General features: G+C 68.3%; 20 protein-coding genes. 5 read left to right on the forward strand and 15 right to left on the reverse strand.

The features are described 5' to 3' along the window. Window positions 1–18: 18 nt before the first annotated feature. Window positions 19–1,179, reverse strand: coding sequence for a porin (locus tag AC07YS_RS08350; RefSeq protein WP_095949392.1), 1,161 nt, complete (start codon window positions 1,177–1,179; stop codon window positions 19–21). A gap of 158 nt (window positions 1,180–1,337) precedes the next feature. Then, window positions 1,338–2,345, reverse strand: a complete 1,008-nt coding sequence (locus AC07YS_RS08355; RefSeq protein ID WP_159278203.1) for a bile acid:sodium symporter family protein — start codon at window positions 2,343–2,345, stop codon at window positions 1,338–1,340. Window positions 2,346–2,415: 70 nt separating this feature from the next. On the opposite strand from AC07YS_RS08355, the gene AC07YS_RS08360 reads away from it, so the two are divergent. After that, complete coding sequence (locus tag AC07YS_RS08360) at window positions 2,416–3,342, forward strand: LysR family transcriptional regulator (protein WP_495268754.1); 927 nt, start codon at window positions 2,416–2,418, stop codon at window positions 3,340–3,342. Here the strand turns inward: AC07YS_RS08360 and AC07YS_RS08365 are convergent. Together AC07YS_RS08365 and AC07YS_RS08370 are read right to left on the reverse strand one after the other, a co-directional pair. Next, window positions 3,302–3,724: a response regulator gene (locus tag AC07YS_RS08365; protein ID WP_095743895.1), complete on the reverse strand. Its 423-nt coding sequence runs from the start codon at window positions 3,722–3,724 to the stop codon at window positions 3,302–3,304. The two genes, AC07YS_RS08360 and AC07YS_RS08365, sit on opposite strands and share 41 nt — an antisense overlap. 110 nt (window positions 3,725–3,834) lie before the next feature. Continuing rightward, on the reverse strand, window positions 3,835–4,821 hold the full coding sequence (locus tag AC07YS_RS08370) for a quinone oxidoreductase family protein (RefSeq protein WP_492734135.1): 987 nt from the start codon (window positions 4,819–4,821) through the stop codon (window positions 3,835–3,837). A 109-nt stretch (window positions 4,822–4,930) separates the two neighbouring features. Here AC07YS_RS08370 and AC07YS_RS08375 point away from each other — a divergent pair, with 109 nt between their 5' ends. Further along, complete coding sequence (locus AC07YS_RS08375; RefSeq protein ID WP_495268753.1) at window positions 4,931–5,842, forward strand: DMT family transporter; 912 nt, start codon at window positions 4,931–4,933, stop codon at window positions 5,840–5,842. A gap of 19 nt (window positions 5,843–5,861) precedes the next feature. Here the strand turns inward: AC07YS_RS08375 and AC07YS_RS08380 are convergent, their stop codons facing one another. Genes AC07YS_RS08380 through AC07YS_RS08395 form a run of 4 tightly spaced genes read right to left on the reverse strand, consistent with a single transcriptional unit; the run spans window position 5,862 to window position 10,269 of the window. Further along, window positions 5,862–6,653, reverse strand: coding sequence for an SDR family oxidoreductase (locus AC07YS_RS08380; protein ID WP_159274987.1), 792 nt, complete (start codon window positions 6,651–6,653; stop codon window positions 5,862–5,864). 40 nt (window positions 6,654–6,693) lie between these two features. After that, on the reverse strand, window positions 6,694–7,647 hold the full coding sequence (locus AC07YS_RS08385; RefSeq protein ID WP_495268752.1) for a DMT family transporter: 954 nt from the start codon (window positions 7,645–7,647) through the stop codon (window positions 6,694–6,696). A gap of 21 nt (window positions 7,648–7,668) precedes the next feature. Continuing rightward, window positions 7,669–9,282 (reverse strand): gamma-glutamyltransferase family protein, encoded by a 1,614-nt coding sequence (locus AC07YS_RS08390; protein ID WP_159274989.1) that lies wholly within the window; start codon window positions 9,280–9,282, stop codon window positions 7,669–7,671. A gap of 15 nt (window positions 9,283–9,297) precedes the next feature. Next, window positions 9,298–10,269 carry a tripartite tricarboxylate transporter substrate binding protein gene (locus AC07YS_RS08395; RefSeq protein WP_495268751.1) on the reverse strand — a complete coding sequence of 324 codons (972 nt, stop codon included), beginning with the start codon at window positions 10,267–10,269 and terminating at the stop codon, window positions 9,298–9,300. A gap of 363 nt (window positions 10,270–10,632) precedes the next feature. Here AC07YS_RS08395 and AC07YS_RS08400 point away from each other — a divergent pair, with 363 nt between their 5' ends. Both AC07YS_RS08400 and AC07YS_RS08405 read left to right on the forward strand, forming a co-directional pair. Continuing rightward, the gene (locus AC07YS_RS08400) at window positions 10,633–11,910 is read left to right on the forward strand and encodes a porin (protein ID WP_495268764.1); all 1,278 of its coding nucleotides are present in this window, start codon (window positions 10,633–10,635) and stop codon (window positions 11,908–11,910) included. Between the two features lie 32 nt (window positions 11,911–11,942). Beyond that, window positions 11,943–13,280, forward strand: a complete 1,338-nt coding sequence (locus AC07YS_RS08405; RefSeq protein WP_495268750.1) for an amidohydrolase — start codon at window positions 11,943–11,945, stop codon at window positions 13,278–13,280. A gap of 71 nt (window positions 13,281–13,351) precedes the next feature. On the opposite strand, the gene AC07YS_RS08410 is transcribed toward AC07YS_RS08405, so the two are convergent. The 7 genes from AC07YS_RS08410 to AC07YS_RS08440 form a co-directional block, all read right to left on the reverse strand. Next, entirely contained in the window at window positions 13,352–14,863 is a 1,512-nt protein-coding gene (locus AC07YS_RS08410; RefSeq protein ID WP_062479412.1) for a tripartite tricarboxylate transporter permease, read from the reverse strand. A gap of 18 nt (window positions 14,864–14,881) precedes the next feature. Continuing rightward, on the reverse strand, window positions 14,882–15,367 hold the full coding sequence (locus AC07YS_RS08415; protein ID WP_062479410.1) for a tripartite tricarboxylate transporter TctB family protein: 486 nt from the start codon (window positions 15,365–15,367) through the stop codon (window positions 14,882–14,884). Between the two features lie 215 nt (window positions 15,368–15,582). Further along, entirely contained in the window at window positions 15,583–17,370 is a 1,788-nt protein-coding gene (tfpB, locus tag AC07YS_RS08420; RefSeq protein WP_495268749.1) for a type IV pilus assembly ATPase TfpB, read from the reverse strand. 10 nt (window positions 17,371–17,380) lie between these two features. Further along, a complete protein-coding gene (locus AC07YS_RS08425) occupies window positions 17,381–18,163 on the reverse strand; it encodes a class I SAM-dependent methyltransferase (RefSeq protein ID WP_062479405.1) in 783 nt (260 codons plus the stop codon). Further along, window positions 18,163–18,705 (reverse strand): DNA-deoxyinosine glycosylase, encoded by a 543-nt coding sequence (locus AC07YS_RS08430; protein ID WP_495268748.1) that lies wholly within the window; start codon window positions 18,703–18,705, stop codon window positions 18,163–18,165. Before AC07YS_RS08430 ends, AC07YS_RS08425 begins: the two co-directional genes overlap by 1 nt. Window positions 18,706–18,810: 105 nt before the next feature. Further along, the gene (locus AC07YS_RS08435) at window positions 18,811–19,296 is read right to left on the reverse strand and encodes a hypothetical protein (protein ID WP_062479399.1); all 486 of its coding nucleotides are present in this window, start codon (window positions 19,294–19,296) and stop codon (window positions 18,811–18,813) included. A 130-nt stretch (window positions 19,297–19,426) separates the two neighbouring features. After that, window positions 19,427–20,287, reverse strand: coding sequence for a TatD family hydrolase (locus AC07YS_RS08440; protein WP_495268747.1), 861 nt, complete (start codon window positions 20,285–20,287; stop codon window positions 19,427–19,429). A gap of 89 nt (window positions 20,288–20,376) precedes the next feature. On the opposite strand from AC07YS_RS08440, the gene AC07YS_RS08445 reads away from it, so the two are divergent. Further along, window positions 20,377–21,375, forward strand: a complete 999-nt coding sequence (locus AC07YS_RS08445) for a S1C family serine protease (RefSeq protein ID WP_491513710.1) — start codon at window positions 20,377–20,379, stop codon at window positions 21,373–21,375. Window positions 21,376–21,387: the final 12 nt, after the last annotated feature.

The raw sequence follows: 21,387 nt of genomic DNA on the forward strand, positions 1-21,387 counted from the left end.
CACGCGAACGGAAGCCGATCAGAACGCGTGGCGGATGCCGAAGTCGTAGCCCGTCGACGAACGCGGCAGGCCCGTGTAGCCCACGCCCGTGCTGCCGTAGCCCGTGGTGCTGGCGGCCGTGAGGCTGCCCGTGTAGTTCGCGTCGTTGCGGTTGCTCACGCGCGCCACGGTGGCGTACAGCGCGGTGCGCTTGGACAGGTTGTGCACATAGCCGATCGCGAGCTTGTTCGCGCGCGGGTCGTCGCCCGTGACGCCGACCGCGCCTTCGTTGTAGCGCACCGTCGAGTACGACGCGCGGATCAGGCCCGCGCCCACCGGCATGCTCGCGCCGATCAGGTAGCCGTTGTAACTGTCATGGCTGTTGCCCAGCGCCGCGAGGTCGAACTTGTTCTTCACGTTCGACAGCTCGCCGAACAGCTTGACCGGTCCGAAGTCGTACGACGCGCCGAGGTTGATGGTCTGCACCTTGCGCGTGAGCGTGGTGGTGTCGACCGCCACGTTCTGGCCCACCGCCAGCGCGATGTCCAGCGGCCCGTTCGCATAGCCGAAACGCCCGCCGACATAACGCCCGGCACTGCTGCTGGTGGCGGCCGTGGTGTCGGTCGCACTGGTCTTCGTGTTCTCGTTCAGGCTGTACTGCAGCTGGCCGTAGAAGCCGCCGAGGTTGGGCGGCAGGAAGTAGCCGACCATGTTGCTGGCGCGCACGTAGTTCGTGTTGCCCAGCGCGGTGCTGCCGCTCACCGTGTTAATCACGCTCGAGCCCGAGCCGTTGGTGCCGAACGGGTCGAACACCGTGTCGTTCCAGAACGTGGCCGTGTAGTCGCGGCCCAGCCGCACTTCGCCGAAGCCGCCCGACAGGCTGACGGTGGAACGGCGGTTGAAATTGGCGATGCCGGTGGCGCCGTCGTCGTTGCTGATCGGCGCCTCGAGCCAGAAGCTGGCCGCGAGCCCGCCACCCAGGTCTTCCGTGCCGCGAAAGCCGATGCGGCTGGAGTTGTAGCCCGAGTTGGCCAGGCTCCATTGGCTCTGCTTGCTGGTGGTGCCCGTGACGGGGTTGCGCGAGGTGGCGCTCTGGTAGCTCACGCCGGCATCGACGACGCCGAACAGGGTGACCGACGATTGGGCAGAGGCCAGGCCGGTGACGGCCAGCGCGGCGAGTGCCGTGAGGGATTTCTTCATTCAGGTTTCTCCGGGGTTTTCAGCTGCTCTTCATCGAGCCGCTGACCGGATGGTCCTGTTCAAAATTGGAGGAATCTGGTGGACGCCAGCCCTCCCCTCGCGGGTGTTGTTTTGCGTTCACGCGCCGGCCGGTGCGTGAACGCCCTGCGCCGGGCAGGCTACTCGGCCGTGCGAAGCGCAGGCGCCGGGGCTGGCGCCGCGCGCCGCGCATAGCGCTGCGCCAGCACCGCACACACCATCAGCTGCATCTGGTGGAACAGCATCAGCGGCAGCACGATCGCGCCGACGGCGTGCGAGGCGAACAGCACCTTCGCCATCGGAATCCCGCTCGCCAGGCTCTTCTTCGAGCCGCAGAAGACGATGGTGATCTCGTCCTCGACGCTGAAGCCGAAGCGCCGCGCCATGAACGTCGTGAGACCCAGCGCCAGCGCCAGCAGCACGCCGCACACCAGCAGCAGCCCCAGCAGCGCGCTCACGGGAATCTGCTTCCAGAGCCCTTCGATCACCGCCGCGCTGAAGGCCGTGTAGACCACCAGCAGGATCGAGCCCTGGTCCACGAACTTCAGCACCGCGGCGCGCTTCTGGATCCACTTGCCGATCAACGGACGCGACAGGTGACCGATGACGAACGGCACCAGCAGCTGCAGCAGGATGCGCCCGATCGCGTCGAGCGACGACGACGACGCCACCGCGCCGCCTTCAGGCAGCACCACCAGGCTCACCAGCACCGGCGTGATGAACACGCCCAACAGGGTCGAGGCCGAGGCGCTGCAGATGGCGGCCGGCATGTTGCCGCGCGCCATGGCCGTGAAGGCGATGGCCGACTGCACCGTGGCCGGCAGCACGCACAGGAACAGCACGCCCGTGTACAGCTGCGGCGTCACCAGCGGCCCCAGCACAGGCCGCAGCGCGAGCCCCAGCACCGGGAACAGGATGAAGGTGCAGGCGAACACCAGCAGGTGCAGCCGCCAATGCGTGATGCCCGCAAGGATCGCCTCGCGCGACAGCTTGGCGCCGTGCAGGAAGAACAGCAGCCCGATCGCGACCGTGGTCAGGCCCTCGAAGAAATGCGCCACGCGGCCGCTGGCGGGCAGCAGGCTGGCCAGGGTGACGACCGCGACGAGCGTGAGCGTGAAGTTGTCAGGAAGAAAGCGTGAACGTGCCATGGCCTGCATTGGACCTTTCGCCCATTCAAAAGAGAAATGGATTTATCGGATGGATATATGATTTGAGCGCATGAACGTCACGCTGCGCCAACTCCGCGTCTTTCGCTCGGTGGCCGAGGGCCGCAACTTCAGCCGCGCCGGCGACCAGGTCGGCCTGAGCCAGCCGGCAGTGAGCCGGTCGATCTCGGAACTCGAGGCCCAGCTCGGCCTCAAGCTGCTGGACCGCACCACGCGCGAGGTGGTGCTGACCGAAGCCGGCCACTCGTTCGCGGCCCGGCTCGACCGCGTGCTCGACGAACTCGACCAGACCCTGCAGGACGTGGCCGGCCTGGCCAGCGCGCGCGGCGGCAAGGTGCGCGTGGCCAGCAGCCCCACGCTCTCGGCCAACCTCATGCCCGACTGCATCGCGGCCTGCGCGGTGCAGGCGCCGGGCATCCAGTTTTTGCTGCTCGACCGCATCCAGCAGGACGTGCTGGACAGCGTGCGCAGCGGCGAGGTCGACTTCGGCGTGGTGATCGAGCCTTCCGAGGCCGACGACCTGCACTGCGAGTCGATCCTCAACGACCCCTTCATGGTGGTCACGCTGCCCGGCCACCGGCTGACGGAAAAGAAGGCCTCGGTGAACTGGTCGGCGCTCGACGGCCAGCCGCTGGTACTGCTCGACCACGCCTCGGGCAGCCGGCGCCTCATCGACCAGGCGCTGGAGCGGCACGGCGCGCGCTGCGACGTGAAGCAGCAGCTGGGCCATGCGACCACCGTGTTCCGCATGGTCGAGGCGGGCATCGGCATCAGCGTGATGCCGGGCCTGTCGTTGCCGCCCGAAGGGCTGGCGCGGCTGGTGGTGCGCCCGCTGGTGCCGAACGTGCAGCGCGCGATCATGCTGATCCGGCGCCGCAACCGCGAGCTGTCGCCGCTGGCGCAGCGGGTCTGGCGCATGGTGCGCGAGACGGCGGCGCTCAGTGAGGCGCCCGCGGCCCCGCAGACGAAGGCGCGCTGAAGAAGCGCTCCTGTCGCTGGCGCACACAGAAGTCGATCAGCTCCTCGACCTCGGTGGCCTTGTCGAACACCGCGTCGGCGCCGAGCTGCGCGCACTTGCGGCGCGTCTCGGGCGTGGCGTGGTTGCTGAGCACCACCATCTTCTGCCTCGGGTCGCGGTTGCGGCAGGCCTCGAGCACGCTGAAGCCGGTGCCGTCGCCCAGAAACAGGTCGACGATGGCCAGGTCCCACAGCGCCGGGTTGCGCGTGAGCCAACGCGTGCCCTCCGCCTCCGACTCGGCCTGGCCGACCGGATCGATGCGCGCCATCTCGCGCAACGTGCCCGCCAGGCTGGCACGCTGGGCGGGGTTGTCTTCGACGATGAAGGCGCGGACGGTGGTCATGGCGGACTCTGCAAAGGGACAAGTGCAGGCTACAAATTGCGCCCGCCACAAGTCGAAGGTGTGACACCCCACCGCGCGTAGGACATCACCCGCCGGCCACCCGCCCGGACTCAGAGCGTGAGGATCGTGCAGCCCGTGGTCTTGCGCGCCTCGAGGTCGCGGTGCGCCTGCTGCACGTCGGCCAGGGCGTAGCGCTGGTCGATCGGGATCTTCACCGCGCCGCTTTGCACCACGGCGAACAGGTCGTCGGCCATGGCCTGCGTGCGCTCGCGCGTGGCGATGTGCGTGAACAGCGTCGGGCGCGTCACGTAGAGCGAGCCCTTCGAGGCCAGCAGGCCGAGGTTGACCGGCGGCACCGGGCCCGAGCCGTTGCCGAAGATCGCCAGCAGGCCGAAGGGGCGCAGGCTGTCGACGGAGCCTTCGAAGGTGTCCTTGCCCACCGAGTCGTACACCACCTTCACGCCCTGGCCACCGGTGATCTCCTTCACGCGTGCCGCGAAGTTCTCGGTGCTGTAGTTGATGGCGTGCGCCGCGCCGTGCGCCAGCGCGAGCTGGCACTTGGCGTCGCTGCCGGCCGTGCCGATGAGCTGCAGGCCGAGCGCCTTGGCCCACTGGCAGGCGATGAGGCCGACACCGCCGGCCGCGGCATGGAACAGCACGAAGTCGCCGGGCTGCAGGCCTTCAGCGGGCAGCGTCTTCTTCAGCAGGTACTGGGCCGTGAGGCCCTTGAGCATCATGGCCGCGCCGGTCTCGAAGGAGATGTCGTCGGGCAGTTTGCACACGCATTTGGCGGGCATCACGCGCAGCTCGCAGTAGGCGCCGGGCGGCTGGCTCGCGTAGGCGGCGCGGTCGCCCGCCTTCAGGTGCGTCACGCCCTCGCCCACCGCCTCGACGATGCCCGAGGCTTCCATGCCCAGCTGCAGCGGCATCTGGAACGGGTACAGGCCGGTGCGCTGGTAGGTATCGATGAAGTTCAGGCCCACGGCCTTGTGGCGGATGCGGATCTCGCCGGGGCCGGGCTCGCCCACCTCGACCTCGACGACCTTCAATTCCTCGGGACCGCCGTGGCGGTCGATACGGACGGCTTTGCTCAACATCGTTGCTGTCTCCACGCAGGGGAAAAAAGAATGGGACGGGCATCGTGCCACGTTTGACCATTTCTCGACGGGCCACGGACACTGCGCGGGCCCGGTAGAGTCGGCGGCCATGTCTTCCGCATCGCACCACCGCCTCACGCCCCTCACCGCCCTGCTCCTCACCGTGCCGCCGCTGCTGTGGGCCGGCAATGCGGTGGTCGGCCGGCTGGTGCGTGCGCTGGTGTCGCCGCTGACGCTGAACTTCGTGCGCTGGGTGATCGCGTTCGTGCTGCTGCTGCCGCTGGCGGCCTGGGTGCTGCGCCGCGACAGCCCGCTGTGGGCGCACTGGCAGCGTTATGCGCTGCTGGGCCTGCTGGGCATCGGCCTGTACAACGCTTTTCAATACCTGGCGCTGCAGACCTCCACGCCGATCAACGTCACGCTGGTGGGCTCCAGCCTGCCGCTGTGGATGCTGGCCGTGGGCACGCTGTGCTTCGGCGCGCGCGTCAGCCGGCGCGCGCTGGGCGGCGCGCTGCTGTCGATGCTCGGCGTGCTGCTGGTGCTGAGCCGCGGCGAATGGCAGCAGCTGCTGGCGCTGCGGCTGGTGCCGGGCGACCTGTACATGATCGCGGGCACCATCGCCTGGGCTTTCTACAGCTGGCTGCTGGCGCGCACGCACGAGCCTGCCAACGTGCGCAGCGACTGGGCCGCCTTCCTCATGGCGCAGCTGGTGTTCGGCGTCGCGTGGTCGGGCGCGCTGGCCGCCGGCGAATGGACGCTGACCGACGCCCACCTCGACCTGGGCTGGCCGCTCATTGCGGCGATGCTGTTCATCGGCATCGGCCCCGCCGTGCTGGCCTACCGCTGCTGGGGCACCGGCGTGCAGCGCGCGGGCCCGCAGGCGGCGAGCATCTTCATGAACCTCACGCCGCTGTTCGCGGCCGTGCTGTCGGCGGCCTTCCTCGGCGAGGCGCCGTACTGGTACCACGGCGCCGCCTTCGTGCTGATCGTGGGCGGGATCGTGGTGTCGTCGCGGCGCTGAACGCGCGCCGCGGCGTCGGTCAGTAAGTGCCCGGGTAAGCGCCGCCGTCCGCCAGCACGTTCTGGCCGGTCATGTAGCCAGCTTGCATGCTGCACAGGAACGCGCAGATCGCGCCGAACTCCGCCGGGTTGCCGAAGCGCTTGGCCGGAATGTTCTTCTTGCGTGCTTCCCACACGGTGTCGAAGTCCTGGCCCGACTTCTGCGCCGCGCCGGCCATCGTGCCCTTGAGACGGTCGGTCTCGAAGGAGCCCGGCAGCAGGTTGTTGATGGTCACGCCCTGCGCCGCCACCGACGTGCGCGCCACGCCGGCCACGAAGCCCGTGAGGCCGCTGCGCGCGCCGTTCGACAGGCCCAGGATGTCGATCGGCGACTTCACTGAGCTCGACGTGATGTTGACGATGCGACCGAAGCCGCGCTTGGCCATGCCGTCCACCGTGGCCTTGATGAGCTCGATGGGCGTGAGCATGTTGGCGTCCACCGCCTTGATCCACGCCTCGCGGTCCCAGTTGCGGAAGTCGCCGGGCGGCGGACCGCCGGCGTTGGTGACGACGATGTCGAAGTCGTGGCCCAGCGCGAACACGGCCGCGCGGCCGGCTTCGGTCGTGATGTCGGCCGCCACGTGCTTGACGAACGGACCCGACGGCCCGGCCGCAGCCACCAGCTGCTTGGCCGCAGCATCGAGCGCCTCGGCGCCACGCGCCACGATCACCACGTTGACGCCTTCGCGCACCAGCGCCTCGGCGCAGCCGTAGCCCAACCCCTTGCTCGCGCCGCACACCAGTGCGGTCCTGCCTGCAATGCCCAGATCCATGTGTTTGCTCCCGTCGATCGATTGATCGATGCTGCAGGGGCTAACGCCCCTTGCGTGTGAAAACGAAGATGCCCGCGATCACGAGCACCGTGCCGGCCGCGATCCACGCGGTGAACGGCTCACCCAGTATGACCACCCCCATGAGGATGGTCGACAGGGGCCCGATCATGCCGGTTTGTGCCGCAATGGCGGGGCCGATGCGTTCGATGGCCATCATCACCATGAGGACAGGCACAGCGGTGCAGAGCGTGGCGTTGAGCACCGACAGCCAGATCACCTCGGGCACCACCGCCATCGCCGCGCTCATCGGCCGCGTCAGCACGAACTGCAGGATGCACAGCACGCAGGCCACGGTGGTCGCCAGCCCCACCAGCCGCAGCGACCCGAGCCGCTTGACGAACTCGCCGCTGTACACGAGGTAGCCCGCATAGCTCACCGCGCTCAGGAACACGAGGAACGCGCCCCATGCGGCCGCGCCGCCGCCCTTGCCGTCGCCCCCGGTCCACAGCTCGTGGCCGAACACCAGCAGCACGCCGGCGTAGCTCACGACCATGCCGAACACCTGCGGGCGCGTCGGGCGGCGCCGGTACAGCAGCCAGCCGAAGAACAGCACCAGCGTGGGGTTGAGGTAAAGAATGAGCCGCTCGAAGCTGGCCGAGATGTAGGCCAGCCCGGCAAAGTCGAGAAAACTCGCGAGGTAGTAGCCCGAGAAGCCGAGCCCGAGGATGCCGAGCCAGTCGCGCGTCGTGAGCGCAGGCTTGCCGCGCCCGGCCCACCACGCCATCAGCGCGAACAGCGGCAGCGCGAAGAGCATGCGCAGCATGATGAGCGTGATGGCGTCGACGCCGTAGCGGTACGCCAGCTTGACGATGATGGCCTTGCCGCTGAACGCGATGGCGCCCAGCGTGGCAAGGACGAGGCCGGTGGCGTAGCCCTTGCGGGCGGCCTCGTGTCCGTGCGGGGGAATGCCGACCGATGCGGCTGTCTTGTTCATCCCCCGATCATCCCTTGATCCTCAGTAGCCTGCAGCGAGGCCGTCGCGGCGCGGGTCGCTCGCGGCCACGTAGCCTTCCACCGAAGGCTCGCCTGCGCGCCAGATGAACTGGCCGGCGCCGAAGTCCTGGTAGGAGTCGTTGATCACCTCGAGGTGGTGGCCCAGGTCGCGCAGCCCTTGCAAGGTGTTGGCATTCATCGCGGCCTCGACGTTGATCTCGAGCCCCGCGTTGAAGCGCCAGCGCGGCGCATCGCACGCGGCCTGCGGGTTCTGGCCGTAGTCGAGCATGCGCACCAGCGTCTGCATGTGGCCCTGCGGCTGCATGTTGCCGCCCATCACGCCGAAGCTCATCACCGGCTGGCCGTCCTTGGTGAGGAAGGCCGGGATGATGGTGTGGAACGGGCGCTTGCCCGGTGCCACCACGTTCGGGCTCTCGGCCTTGAGGCTGAAGCCGTGGCCGCGGTTCTGCAGGCTGATGCCGAACTCGGGCTCCACGCAGCCCGAGCCGAAGCCCATGTAGTTGCTCTGGATGAAGCTCACCATCATGCCGCTCTCGTCCGCGGCCGTGAGGTAGATGGTGCCGCCCTTGACGGGGTTGCCGGCCTTGAAGTCCTGCGCCTTGTTCACGTCGATGAGTCTCGCACGCGAAGCCAGGTAGGCGTCATCGAGCATCTGCGCGGGGGTCACCGTCATCGACGATGGCTCCGACACGTAGCGGTACACGTCGGCGAAGGCCAGCTTCATGGCTTCGATCTGCAGGTGCTGCGACTGCACCGAGTCGACCGGCAGCGAGGCGATGTCGAACTTCTCGAGGATGCCCAGCGCGATCAGCGCCGCGATGCCCTGGCCGTTCGGCGGAATCTCGTGCAGCGTGTGGCCGCGGTAGTCGCGCGAGATGGGCTTGACCCACTCGGGCTGGTAGGCCGCCATGTCGGCCACGGTGAGCGCGCCGCCCTGTTCTTGCGAGAACTTGGCGATGGCCTCGGCGATCTCGCCGTTGTAGTAGGCCTCGCCCTTGGTGCGGGCGATGGCCTTGAGCGCGCGGGCCGCCGCGGTGAAGCGGAACAGCTCGCCGACCTCGGGCGCGCGGCCCCAGGGCAGGAAGGCCTGCGCAAAGCCGGGCTGCGACTGCAGGATCGGCGTGGCCGCCGCCCACTTGCCCTGCACCACCGGCGGCACGAGGTAGCCGCGCTCGGCGATGTCGATGGCGGGCGCCATCAGGTCGGCGAACGGCAGCTTGCCGAAGCGCTCGCTCATCGCGACCCAGCCGCGCACCGCGCCCGGCACCGTGACCGAGTCGATGCCGCGCATCGGCGGCGTGGCGGCGTCGGCGCCGTACTTGGCCTTGAAGTACTCGGGCGTCCAGGCCTTCGGCGCAGGGCCCGAGGCGTTCAGGCCGTGCAGTTCCTTGCCGTCCCACAGGATGCAGAAGGCGTCGCTGCCCAGGCCGTTGCTCACGGGCTCGACCAGGGTCATCACGGCGGCCGTGGCAATGGCCGCATCGACCGCGTTGCCGCCCTGCTGCAGGATGCGCAGGCCCGCCTGCGCGGCCAGCGGGTGCGAGGTCGCGACCACGTTGCGCGCGAAGACCGGCAGGCGGGTCGAGAGGTAGGGGTTGTTGAAGTCGAAGTTCATGTCGGCGTGCTCTCGTTAGTCATTCGTGATCTTGCGATCGACGACGATCTTTTTCCACTTGGCGGCATCAACCGCCACCATCTTTGCGAACTGCTCGGGCGTGCCCGCATTCGCCGGCTCGATGCCCAGGCGGGCGAGCTTGTCCTTCAGCTCCGGATCGGCCAGCGCCTCGTTGGCGGCCTTGTTCACGCGCGCCACGATGTCGGCCGGCAGCCCCTTCGGGCCGTAGAAGCCGAACCAGGTGGTCGACTCGAAGCCGGGCAGCGTGTCGGCGATGGGCGGCAGCTCGGGGGCGAGCAGGCTGCGCTTGAGCGAGGTCACGCCCAGTGCGCGCAGGCGGCCGTCGCGCACGTGCGGCATGCCGGTGGGCAGCGAGTCGAACAGCACGTCGACCTTGCCGCTGATGAGGTCGGGCACCGCCAGCGCCGTGCCGCGGTAGGGGATGTGCGTGACGAACACGCCGGCCTGCGCCTTGAACAGCTCCGCCGTGAGCTGCACGATGGTGCCGTTGCCGCTCGATGCGTAATTGAGCTTGCCGGGGTTCTTCTTGGCGTTGTCGATCCATTCGCGCACCGTCTTGGCGGGCGTGTTGACCGGCACCAGCATGATGCTCGGCGCGTCGCCCACGTGGGCGATGGGCGTGAAGTCGCGCACCGTGTCGTAGGGCAGCTTCGGCGTGATGGCCGGGCCGATGGCGTGCGTGCTCGTGGTCGCGAGCAGCAGCGTGTAGCCGTCGGGCGGCGCCTTGGCGGCCTGGTCGGAACCGATCGCACCGCCGGCGCCAGGCTTGTTGTCGACCACCAGCGTGGCGCCGAGCTTCTCGCCCATCTTCTGGCCCAGCGTGCGGGCGAAGAGGTCGGTGGCGCCGGCCGCCGGGAACGGCACGATCAGACGGATGGGCCGGTTCGGGTAGTTCTGGGCCAGTGCGGGCACCGCGGCCAGCACCAGCGCAGCCGCGGCAAGCGCGGCGCGGGTGGTTCGTTTCATGGAATTCATTGTGTCCGAGGTGGTGTGTCGGGAGCGCGCCTTGTCCGACGTGGCCGCAGGATTGGACACGCGGGGCATTGAAAAGGGAAATGGATTTATCGGATAGATATATGAATCTGGCGCATCAATGTGGCCACGACCATTCCCTCGGCCATCACGCGGCGCGCGGCCTTGCGCCCGACCATCAGAAATAGCGATGGGGTCGCATCAGCAAACGGTATTTCCTCCCGGGCGCCCTGCCGTCCGATAGTCGCGCCAGTCCACTCGACACAGAAGTGGCGCACAGGAGACCTCCCCTTGAACTTTCCTTCCTTCGAGGGCGCCGATGCCGGCGCCCTCTGCTTCAGCTCGCGCGTTCTTCGCGTGAAGCGGCACCCGCTCGGCCTGGCCCTGCTGGCGCTGGCCGGCGCGGCCTCGGCGCAGTCCTCGGTGACGCTGTTCGGCGTCATGGATGCGGGCGTCAGCCATTTCGAGACCGTCAGCGAGTACCGCCCGGCGTTCGATCCGAGGCGCCCTGCCGCGGCCCTGCTGGCGGCGGGCGTGCCGCGGGTGACGCAAAGCCAGACCACGCTGTCGCGCGGCGGCTACCGCGGCAGCAGCCTGGGTTTTCGGGGCACGGAAGACCTGGGCGGCGGCCTGGCGGCGAGCTTCTGGCTGGAGTCGAACATCGCCAACGACGACGGCAAGACGGGCCTGGCCTCGTTCGCCAAGCGTTCGACGCTGAGCCTGTCGGGCGGCTTCGGCGAGCTGCGGCTGGGCCGCGACTACACGCCGATCTTCCGCAACGACTCGCTGGCCGACCCCTTCGCCGTGCAGGGCGCAGGCCTGTCGGTGATCGCGCGCGTCAACAGCGCCTCGTCCACGCTCCTGGGCGGCGCACCGGCCGGCGTGGCGGCCGGCGACAACTACGCGCGCGCCAGCAACAGCATCGGCTACTTCCTGCCGCCGGACCTCGGCGGCTTCCACGGGCAACTCCAGTACGCCTTGCCCGAGAACGTCCGCTACAGCCCGGACGTGACGCCGACGAACGCGCGCGGGCGCTACCTGGGCGGGCGCTTCGGCTATGCCAAGGGGCCGCTCAACGTGGCGCTGGCGTTCGGTGAAGACAACAAGGACCGCCTGCCCTCGGGCGCCGCGGCCCGGCCGCCCGTCGACGCCGGCGGCGAGGACCGGCTGAAGACCCTCAGCCTGAGCGCCACCTACGACTTCGGCCCCGTCAAGCTGCTGGGCGAACTGTCGCAGCTGCGGCACCGTCGCGCGCAGGCACAGCCCTGGATGCAGGATCGCACCGACACATACAACGGCTACCTGGTGGGCGCCACGGTGCCCGTGGGCCCCGGACTCGTCCGCGCGTCGTTCGGTCGCGTCAGCTACAAGCCCGGCGCCACCGGCCTGCCGGGAGACACCGCGCAAGGCGCCAGCGCCAGCCAATGGGCGCTGGGCTACGTGCACCACCTGTCCCGCCGCACGGCGCTGTACGCCACGTTCGCGCGCGTTCGCATCCGGGACGGCCAGAACGACAAGGCGATCGGCGCCGTGACGAGCGCCAGCGACGCGCCCTATCCGGGCTACCTGGCCGCCAGCGGCTGGCGCCCGCGCAGCGCCACGGGCTACGACTTCGGCATCCGCCACATCTTCTGATCTTCATCTTCATGCGCCCCTGCATTCATTCCATGTCGACCCACACCTCCACCTTTGCGCTTCGTTCCCTGGCCATGGCCGCGCTCCTCGCCTTCGGCGCGGGCGCGCAGGCCCAGCCCGCCCCATCACCACAGGCGTCGGCGATCCCGCCGCTCGTCGATGCGATGTACCCCCGGCTCGACGCCCTCTACAAGGACCTGCACGCCCACCCCGAGCTTGCTTTCAAGGAAACGCGCACCGCCGCCCTGCTCGCCGCCGAGATGCGCGCCATCGGCTTCGAGGTGACCGAGAAGGTCGGCGGCACCGGTGTCGTGGCGCTGTACCGCAACGGCCCCGGGCCGGTCGTGATGGTGCGCACTGACATGGACGGCCTGCCGATGGAAGAGAAGACCGGCCTGCCCTACGCCAGCCAGGCCCGCACCGACTGGGGCGGGCGCGACAGCTTCGTGGCCCACAGCTGCGGCCACGACATCCACATGGCCAGCTGGCTCGGCACCGCGCGCGCGCTGGTCGCGCTCAAGGACCAATGGAAAGGCACGCTGATGTTCATCGGCCAGCCCGCCGAAGAAATCGTCTCGGGCGCCAAGGCGATGCTCGCGGACGGCCTGTTCACGCGCTTTCCCAAGCCCGACGCCGCGTTCGCGCTGCACACGGCGCCCACGCCCCATGGCGCCATCGGCTATGGCGTCGGCATCAGCAGTTCCAACTCCGACGCGCTGGAAATCGTCTTCAAGGGACGCGGCGGCCACGGCTCGCGGCCGCACACCACCATCGACCCGATCATGATCGCCGCGCGCTTCGTGACCGACGTTCAGGCCGTGGTGAGCCGCGAGAAAGACCCGGCCGAATTCGGTGTCGTGACGATTGGCGCCATCCAGGGCGGCACCGCCGGCAACATCATTCCCGACACGGTCACGCTACGCGGCACCATCCGCTCCTACAAGCCGCAGGTGCGCGAGCAGCTGCTGGCCGGCGTGCGCCGCATGGCCATGGCCGCCGCCGCGACGAGCGGCGCGCCCGACCCCGTGGTCAAGCTGGTGCCGGGCGGAGAAGCGCTGGTCAACGACGAAGCGGTCGTGACCCGCGCGGCCGCCGCGCTCAAGCAGGCGCTGGGCGCGGCGCAGGTCGTTCAATCCACAGTGCCCTCGACGGGCAGCGAAGACTTCTCGGCCTTCATCAACGCCGGCGTGCCGTCGATGTACTTCACGATCGGCGTGCTCGATGCGCGGGACATCGCGGCCTCCGCCCAACCCGGCGGCAAGCCGCTGGCCCGCAACCATTCGCCCTTCTTCGCACCGGTGCCCGAGCCGTCGATCAAGACCGGCGTGCACGCGATGACCGTGGCGGTGCTCAGCGCGCTGGGCAGGTAGGGACGACGGCATCCCAAAAAGAAAAACGGCGCCCGAGGGCGCCGTTTGTGCGTTCAGAGAAAGCCCGTCGATCAGTCTTCGACGAAGGCCTCTTCGCGCTTCGATTTCACGGCCGGCAGCAGCACGATGATGAGCAACAAGGCCGCGGCCGCCAGCAGGCTGGCCGAGATCGGACGCGTGACGAACACGCTCCAGTCGCCACGCGACAGCAGCAGCGAACGGCGCAGGTTCTCTTCCATCATCGGGCCCAGGATGAAGCCCAGCAGCAGCGGCGCAGGCTCGCAACCCAGCTTGAAGAAGGTGTAGCCCACCAGACCGAAGATGCCCACCATCCAGATGTCGAAGGTGTTGTTGTTGGTCGAGTACACGCCGATCGCGCAGAACAGAACGATCGCCGGGAACAGGAACTTGTAGGGCACCGACAGCAGCTTGATCCACATGCCGATCAGCGGCAGGTTCAGCACGATCAGCATCGCGTTGCCCAGCCACATCGAGGCGATCAGGCCCCAGAACAGCTCGGGGTTGCTGGTCATCACCTGCGGGCCCGGCTGGATGTTGTGGATGGTCATCGCGCCCACCATCAGCGCCATCACGGCGTTGGGCGGAATGCCCAGCGTCAGGAGCGGAATGAAGGAGGTCTGCGCGCCGGCGTTGTTGGCCGACTCGGGAGCCGCCACGCCGCGGATGTTGCCCTTGCCGAAGGGCACTTCGCCCGGCTTCAGCTTGGTCTTCTTCTCGATCGTGTAGGCCGCGAAAGCCGCCAGCAGTGCACCGCCGCCGGGCAGGATGCCCAGGGCAGAACCCAGCGCCGTGCCGCGCAGCACGGCAGGCACCATGCGCTTGAAGTCTTCCTTGGTCGGGAACAGGCCCGAGACCTTGGCGGTGAACACTTCGCGCTCGTCGTCCGGACGCGAGAGGTTGGCAATGATTTCGCCGTAGCCGAACACGCCCATGGCGATGGCCACGAAGCCGATGCCGTCGGTGAGTTCAGGAATGTCGAAGCTGTAGCGTGCGACACCCGAGTTCACGTCGGTACCGACCAGGCCCATCAGCAGGCCCAGCACGATCATCGCGATCGCCTTGAGCAGCGAGCCCGAGGCCAGCACCACGGCGCCGATCAGGCCCAGGATCATCAGCGAGAAGTATTCGGCCGGGCCGAACTTGAAGGCCAGCTCGGTCAGCGGCGGTGCGAAGGCGGCAAGAATCAGCGTGCCGACGCAACCCGCGAAGAACGAGCCCAGACCGGCCGCAGCGAGCGCCGGACCTGCACGGCCCTTGCGCGCCATCTGGTAGCCGTCGATCACGGTCACCACCGACGACGATTCGCCCGGCAGGTTCACCAGAATCGCGGTGGTCGAGCCACCGTACTGTGCGCCGTAATAAATACCGGCCAGCATGATCAGCGCCGACACAGGCGGCAGCGCATACGTGGCGGGCAGCAGCATCGCAATCGTCGCGACCGGGCCGATGCCCGGGAGCACGCCGATCAGCGTGCCCAGAATGCAGCCGACCAGGCAGTACAGCAGGTTGGTGAAGGTAAAGGCAACGCCAAAACCCATTGAGAGGTGTTCAAACAGTTCCATGTGAGCAGCTTTCTTCTCTCAACCGATGAAGGTCGGCCAGACCTGGATCTGCAGCTTCAGCGCCCAGATGAATGCAACGTAGCTGCCGATGGCCAGAACGGTGGCCAGGATCAGCACGGTGGGCAGCTTGAACTCGTGGCCCGCGAGGCTGGCGATGATCACGAGCGCGTAGATCGCGATGATCATGCCCATGGCCGGCACGCCGATGCTCGGCAGGCCGCCGAGCAGCACGCCGAAGGCGAGGTTGGCGCCCAGGATGAACACCACTTGCTTCCAGGCCCACTTGCCGATTTTTTCGCCATCGGTCGTTTCAACGGTGAGCCCGCTGAACATGATGCCCAGGCCGATCAGCGCCATCAGGATGCCCAGCATGAGCGGGAAGTAACCCGGACCCATGCGGGCGCCGCTGCCCACGCTGTAGGTGGTGGCGCCCCATGCGAACGCCACGCCCACGACGGTGAACATCAGTCCCGAGAAAAAGTCTTTCTGACTTTTGATTTTCACGAACAGTCTCCTCGAACAATTTCGATGCGGGATTGTCGAGTCAGCCTCCGGTCAGGCCGATGTGGATTCCACTAACCGAGGGACTAGGGATAACCCGAAATGACTCATGGGATCCCTTCAAGAAACACCGCGGAACCGGCTTTGCCGGGCCGCTGGTGTTGCCCCGCGAGGGGGTTGGCGTAGCGACACGAAGTGCGCGAAGCCTGGGGGAGGACCTATTCCAGAGGAGGCGTGGCGCTGAGCACTTCCTCGATGGTCGTCACGCCCTCGGCCACGCGCAGCGCACCGGCCAGGCGCAGCGGCCGCATGCCGTCGATCACGGCCTGGCGCCGCAGGCCCGTGAGGTTGGGTTCCTTGGTGACCTGGTCCTTGAACGGCTCGGTCACGCTCAGCAGTTCGTACAGGCCCATGCGGCCCATGTAGCCGGTCATGCGGCAATCGACGCAGCCCACGGGCTTGTAGGCGCGCACGGGGCCGGTGATCTGCCACGGCTTGACGATGGCCTCGAGGCTCTCGCGCGTGACCGCGTCGTCGGGCTGCTTGCAATGCGGGCACAGCGTGCGCACGAGGCGCTGCGCGAGCACGCCCAGCATCACGGCGGTGATGAGGTACGAGGGCACGCCCAGTTCCATCATCCGCGTGATGGCGCTGGGCGCATCGTTGGTGTGCAGCGTGCTGAACACGAGGTGGCCGGTGAGCGCGGCCTGCACCGCCATCTCGGCGGTGGCGAGGTCGCGGATTTCGCCGACCATGATGATGTCCGGGTCCTGCCGCATCAGCGCGCGCAGGCCCTCGGTGAAACCGAAGTCGAGCTGCGGCTGCACCTGTGTCTGGTTGAACGAGGGCTCGATCATTTCGATCGGGTCTTCGACCGTGCTCACGTTGACCTCTTCGGTCGCCACGCGCTTGAGCGTGGAGTACAGCGTGGTGGTCTTGCCCGAGCCCGTGGGCCCGGTCACCAGGATGATGCCGTTGGGCCGCGTGACGAGCTGTTCCCAGCGCTGCGCGTCGTGCTGCGCGAAGCCCAGCGCGTCGAGGTCCTTCACCGCAGTGTCGGGGTCGAAGATCCGCATCACCATCTTCTCGCCGAAGGCGGTCGGCAAGGTGGACAGACGCATTTCGACTTCGTCGCCGCGCATGTTGCGGGTCTTGATGCGGCCGTCGAGCGGGCGGCGCTTCTCGACCACGTCCATGCGGCCCAGGAGCTTGATGCGCGCGACCATCGCGTTCATCACGCCCATGGGCATCTGGTAGGCCGGGTGCAGGATGCCGTCGATGCGAAAACGGATCACGCCCTGCTCGCGGCGCGGCTCCAGGTGGATGTCGCTGGCGCGCTGGTCGAAGGCGTACTGCCACAGCCAGTCGACCACCTGCACCACACTCTGGTCGTTGGCGTCGAGCTGCTTCGTGCTCTTGCCCAGCTCGACCAGCTGCTCGAAGCTCGCACCGCCGGTGTTGCCGCCGGCCTTCTGCGCGGCGCGCACCGACTTGGCGAGCGCGAAGAACTCGGCCGTGTAGCGCTGGATATCCGACGGGTTGGCCACCACGCGGCGCACGGTGCGCTTGGACTGGCGCTCGACCTCGGCGATCCAGTCGATGAGGAACGGTTCGGCCGTGGCCACCACCACCTCGTTCGGCAGCACCTGCACGGGCAGCACCTTGTGGCGCTCGGCGTAGCCGGCGCTCATGGTGTCGGCCACCTTGCCCACGTCGACCTTGAGCGGATCGATGCGCAGGTAGGCCAGGCCGGCGCGGCCGGCGAGCCACTGCGTGAGGGCTTCGAGGTCGAGCGGCTTGCCGTCGGCCTCGCGCGTCATGGCCACGTTGGCCAGGCGCACCAGCGGCGCCTGCCGGCTCTCGGCCTGGGCGCAGCGCGCGATGGTGCGCTTGGCCTCCATCGGCGAGATCACGCCGTCGGTGGCGAGCCATTCGATCAGGCGACGCAGGTCGAGCGGACCTTCGTGGCGGACAGCAGCGGAAGCGGCGGCGGGTACAGCGCTCATGAACCGGGAATCACGTGGTGAGGGAAAGCGTCATCGGCTTGAACACCCGCAGCCATTTCGGCGCGGGCAGGCCCCAGCGAGTCTGGATGGTTTGGGCGCGCTCGGCAAGCACCTCGCGCTTCGGGCGCGACGCCGTGCGCTGGGCCAGCACCACCGTGTTGCCTTCGCGCGTCGGCTTGAAGGCCCAGACCGCGTCGGCGCCGAAAGCGGCGGCGATTTTCTCGAGGCTGCGCTCGTAGCTCGACGAGCGGCCGAAGAGGTTGACCGTCATGCAGCCGTCGTCGGTGAGCAGCGCGCGGCAGTCGGCATAGAAGGCTTCGCTGTCGAGCACCGGCGCGGCGGCCTCGTGGTCGTACAGGTCGACCTGCAGCGCGTCGACCGTGCCCTGCCATTCGGGCTTGCGGATTTCCTCGGCCGCATCGGCGATCACCACGCGCAGCTTCAGGTCGTCGGCCGGCAGCTTGAACCAGCCGCGGCAGGCCGACACCACCTGCGGGTTCAGCTCGACCGCGGTGGTGCGCATGCGCAGCGTCTTGCGGCTGAACTTGGTGAGTGTGGCCGCGCCCAGGCCCAGCTGCATCGCGTGGCGGTTGCCCACGCCCTTGCTGTCGACGAACAGCAGCCAGGCCATCATGCGCTGCACGTACTCGAGCTCGATCTCGAAGGGGGCGTCGAGCTTCATCGAACCCTGGACCCATTCGGTGCCCAGGTGCAGGTAGCGGATGTCGCCCCAGTCGGAAAAATTGACTTCGGGCAGGACGAGGGTTTTCTTGGAAGAAGCGGAAGAAGCCATCAGAGAAGGTGGTGGGCAACGAAGACCTCGCGCCAGGCCGCGAGCTTGCGCTCGAAGGACCACGACGCGTTGGCGGGGCTGGTGGAGGGCAGCGAATACACCGGCACCCCGAGGGTGCGCGTGTGGCGTGCGTGCTTGAAGCTCTCGCCGCCGTTGTGGGCGATGGCGGCGAGCTTCGGCAGTTGCAGGCCGGCGATGTCGTTCACGACCGGCGAGCGGATCGCGGTGTCGAGGCTGCCCTCGCGCTCGCAGGCGCCGTACACGTCCCACACGCCGAGGCCGCGATCGAGCAGCCAGTCGCAGCGCGCGCGGTAGCTGTCTGCGCCCGTCGGAAGCGGGGGGTCGGGCCAGAGGGCTTGCAAGATCTTCCAGAACTGATTTTGGGGATGCGCATAGTACTGCTGCCGCTCGAGCGACTTAACGCCCGGGAAGCTGCCGAGGATGAGCACACGTGTGTGGGGCGAGACGATGGGCGCAAGGCCGGTCAGCACCATGCCGGCGCTATCGGCAACGGTCGGGGACGGGACGGCGGTCGGTTTCATGGGCGGTATCTTGGCATTGCCACGCGGCGTGCCTGAACGCCCATGAAAAAACCCGCCGAAGCGGGTTCTTTCGTCAAGCACGGGCCGAAGCCCGGTGCATGGAAGTTATGGCTTCTTGGCCGCTTCGTTCTCGGCCGTGCCCGGCACCTTCTCGCCGATCGCCTTGCCGGCGCTGCGCATGCCGTCGGCCGTCTTGTGGCCGGCCGTTTCCACCGCGTCGCCGGTCTTCACGGCTGCCTTCTTGGTGGCGGTGGTGGCCTTCTTGGTGGTGTTCTTGGTCGCGTTCCAGGCCTTCTTGGTGCCGCGCTCGGTGGCGTTGGCTGCCTTCTTGGTGCCGCTCTTGGTGGCATCCCAGGCCTTCTCGGCGCCGCTTTCGGTCGCATTCACGGCCTTCTTGGTCGTGCTCTTGGTGGCGTCCCAGGCCTTTTCGGTGCCGCGTGCGGTCGCATCGACGGCGTCCTTGCCGGCTTCCTTCACCTTCTCGGTGGTCGTGGGCTCGGCCGCGGTGGTCTGCGCGATGGCCGACACACCGATGGAGGCCAGCGCCAGTGCGAGCGCGACGGGCAGGGTACGAACAAAAGATGTGGTCATGAAAGACTCCTTTTTTGAGTGAAGTGCGGAGTGACGACAGTGCCACTGGACAACCAACGTCACTTCGAACTTCAAGGATGACAGCAAAAAGGGCCCGATGACCTGCGCTGGCGCAACTCGGGAACTTGGCCTACGCGCTGGGCGGACGCCCCTCCGACACGTTCAGCAGACTTTGGAGCTTCGGCAGGGCTGCCACCGCATTGCGCGTGGTGTTTTCGGCCAGCGACGCGATGTCGATGCCCCGCAGCTGCGCGACCACTTCGGCGATGCGCGGCAGCTCGCCGGGCTCGTTGCGGCCCTGCGCCTGGCCCGCGTCGCGCTGCGCCTGCGTGCGGTACAGCCAGTGCGGCTGGATGTCGGGCGCGTCGGTTTCCATCACCAGCGCGTCCATCGGCAAGGTGGCCGCGAGGCGGCGCAGCTGCAGCGCGCGCTCGAAGGTCACGGCGCCGCCGAAGCCCAGCTTCAGGCCGATCTCGATGCAGGCCTGCGCCTGCTGCTCGCTGCCGTTGAACGCGTGGGCGATGCCCTGCCACGGCCGCCCACCCGCGGTCTGGCGCAGGTGCTTGAGCACCTTGTCGACCGAGCGCCGCACATGGATGAGCACGGGCAGCCCGTGCTTGCGCGCCAGTTGCAACTGAGTGTGAAAGAAGCGTTCCTGTCTATCGGCGTCCAGGCCTTCCACGAAGTAGTCGAGCCCGATCTCGCCGACCGCCACCAGGCGCGGGTCGTCGCGCCGCGCGTGCAGCTCGTCGTCGAGCGTCTGCAGGTCGGCGTCGCTCGCCTGCCCCGTGCACAGCGGGTGGATGCCCAGCGCGTAGGCGTCGCCCTGCGCGTGGGCCAGCTCGCGCACGGTGGCGAAGTTGAAGGCCGCCACCGCCGGAATGACGCACAGCACCACGCCCTGCGCCGCCGCGCGGGCGCGGATGACGGGCATCTCGGCACCGAATTCGGGCGCATCAAGGTGACAGTGGGTATCGACAAACGCAGCCATCGCGCGATGATGCCCGAAGGGATGCACAGGCGCGGAAAGCGTGCTACTGTGAACTCCTTCACGCGTCCTTTTTTGCCGGAGGTGCTCCGATGCGCAGGCCCGCTTTCTACAGCCGCTCGCCCCGCACGCTGCCGCCGGCCGCAGCACCGGCGGCCGGGTCGCCGGCGGATGCCGCGGCTGTGGCCGAGGCCGACGCCGTGCAAGCCCCACCCCCTCGCGCACGCTGGCAGCCGGGCCGCCGCGCCTTCGCCCTGCTCACCGTCAGCTGCATCGCCATCGCCGCCGGCGGCGCCTTCTGGGCACCGCGCCCGGGCGCCAAGGCGCTCACGCAGAAAGACATCGACGCCGCCGTGCTGCGCACGCTGCAGACCGCCACCCTGCCCTCGCCCGCGGCCAAGGCCGCCGACATCGTGCGGCCCTCGGTCGTGCGCGTGGTCGGCTACGGCCCCGAGAAGGCCACGCCCGAAGCCAAGACCCAGAAGCGCGGCCGCAACATGGCCAAGGGCAAGCCGCCCGAGGCGCCCGCCGACGGCGGCACGCCGGGCGAGGTCGAGCGCGGCGTCGGTACCGGCGTGGTGATCGTCGACAAGGGCGTGATCCTCACCAACCTGCACGTGGTCGCCGGCGCCGAGAAGATCAAGGTCACCTTCGCCGACGGCCTGGAGGCCATCGCCGTCATCACCGGCGTGCAGCCCGAGAACGACCTGGCCGTGCTGCAGGCGCAGAAGATCCCCGACGACCTGATTCCCGCCGTGATGCGCTCCACCGCCGACCTGCGCTCCGGCGACCAGGTGGCGGCCGTTGGCTTTCCGTTCGGCATCGGGCCGTCGGTGTCGGCCGGCGTGGTGTCGGGCCTGAAGCGCTCCTTCCGTTCGCCCGAGGGCAAGCAGGAGCTGGGTAACCTGATCCAGTTCGACGCCGCCGCCAACCCCGGCAATTCGGGCGGCCCGCTCATCAACATGGACGGCGAGGTGCTGGGCATCGTCACCGCCATCCTCAACCCGACGCAGCAGCGCACCTTCATCGGCATCGGCTTCGCGGTGCCGATCGAGAACGCCGCTTCGGCGGCCGGCTCGCCGCCTTTCTGATTTCTTCGAAAG

The organism is Variovorax sp. GW458-11-26-14-LB1 (assembly GCF_059423965.1).

What these genes read in the sequence shown, in the direction of transcription:
- AC07YS_RS08445 (WP_491513710.1), top strand. Translation starts at nt 20,377, where the DNA reads ATGCGCAGGCCCGCTTTCTACAGCCGCTCGCCCCGCACGCTGCCGCCG.
- AC07YS_RS08425 (WP_062479405.1), bottom strand. Translation starts at nt 18,163, where the DNA reads ATGGCTTCTTCCGCTTCTTCCAAGAAAACCCTCGTCCTGCCCGAAGTC.
- AC07YS_RS08360 (WP_495268754.1), top strand. Translation starts at nt 2,416, where the DNA reads ATGAACGTCACGCTGCGCCAACTCCGCGTCTTTCGCTCGGTGGCCGAG.
- AC07YS_RS08350 (WP_095949392.1), bottom strand. Translation starts at nt 1,179, where the DNA reads ATGAAGAAATCCCTCACGGCACTCGCCGCGCTGGCCGTCACCGGCCTG.
- AC07YS_RS08355 (WP_159278203.1), bottom strand. Translation starts at nt 2,345, where the DNA reads ATGGCACGTTCACGCTTTCTTCCTGACAACTTCACGCTCACGCTCGTC.
- AC07YS_RS08435 (WP_062479399.1), bottom strand. Translation starts at nt 19,296, where the DNA reads ATGACCACATCTTTTGTTCGTACCCTGCCCGTCGCGCTCGCACTGGCG.
- AC07YS_RS08365 (WP_095743895.1), bottom strand. Translation starts at nt 3,724, where the DNA reads ATGACCACCGTCCGCGCCTTCATCGTCGAAGACAACCCCGCCCAGCGT.
- AC07YS_RS08375 (WP_495268753.1), top strand. Translation starts at nt 4,931, where the DNA reads ATGTCTTCCGCATCGCACCACCGCCTCACGCCCCTCACCGCCCTGCTC.
- AC07YS_RS08370 (WP_492734135.1), bottom strand. Translation starts at nt 4,821, where the DNA reads ATGTTGAGCAAAGCCGTCCGTATCGACCGCCACGGCGGTCCCGAGGAA.
- AC07YS_RS08440 (WP_495268747.1), bottom strand. Translation starts at nt 20,287, where the DNA reads ATGGCTGCGTTTGTCGATACCCACTGTCACCTTGATGCGCCCGAATTC.
- AC07YS_RS08410 (WP_062479412.1), bottom strand. Translation starts at nt 14,863, where the DNA reads ATGGAACTGTTTGAACACCTCTCAATGGGTTTTGGCGTTGCCTTTACC.
- tfpB (WP_495268749.1), bottom strand. Translation starts at nt 17,370, where the DNA reads ATGAGCGCTGTACCCGCCGCCGCTTCCGCTGCTGTCCGCCACGAAGGT.
- AC07YS_RS08380 (WP_159274987.1), bottom strand. Translation starts at nt 6,653, where the DNA reads ATGGATCTGGGCATTGCAGGCAGGACCGCACTGGTGTGCGGCGCGAGC.
- AC07YS_RS08390 (WP_159274989.1), bottom strand. Translation starts at nt 9,282, where the DNA reads ATGAACTTCGACTTCAACAACCCCTACCTCTCGACCCGCCTGCCGGTC.
- AC07YS_RS08385 (WP_495268752.1), bottom strand. Translation starts at nt 7,647, where the DNA reads ATGAACAAGACAGCCGCATCGGTCGGCATTCCCCCGCACGGACACGAG.
- AC07YS_RS08405 (WP_495268750.1), top strand. Translation starts at nt 11,943, where the DNA reads ATGTCGACCCACACCTCCACCTTTGCGCTTCGTTCCCTGGCCATGGCC.
- AC07YS_RS08395 (WP_495268751.1), bottom strand. Translation starts at nt 10,269, where the DNA reads ATGAAACGAACCACCCGCGCCGCGCTTGCCGCGGCTGCGCTGGTGCTG.
- AC07YS_RS08430 (WP_495268748.1), bottom strand. Translation starts at nt 18,705, where the DNA reads ATGAAACCGACCGCCGTCCCGTCCCCGACCGTTGCCGATAGCGCCGGC.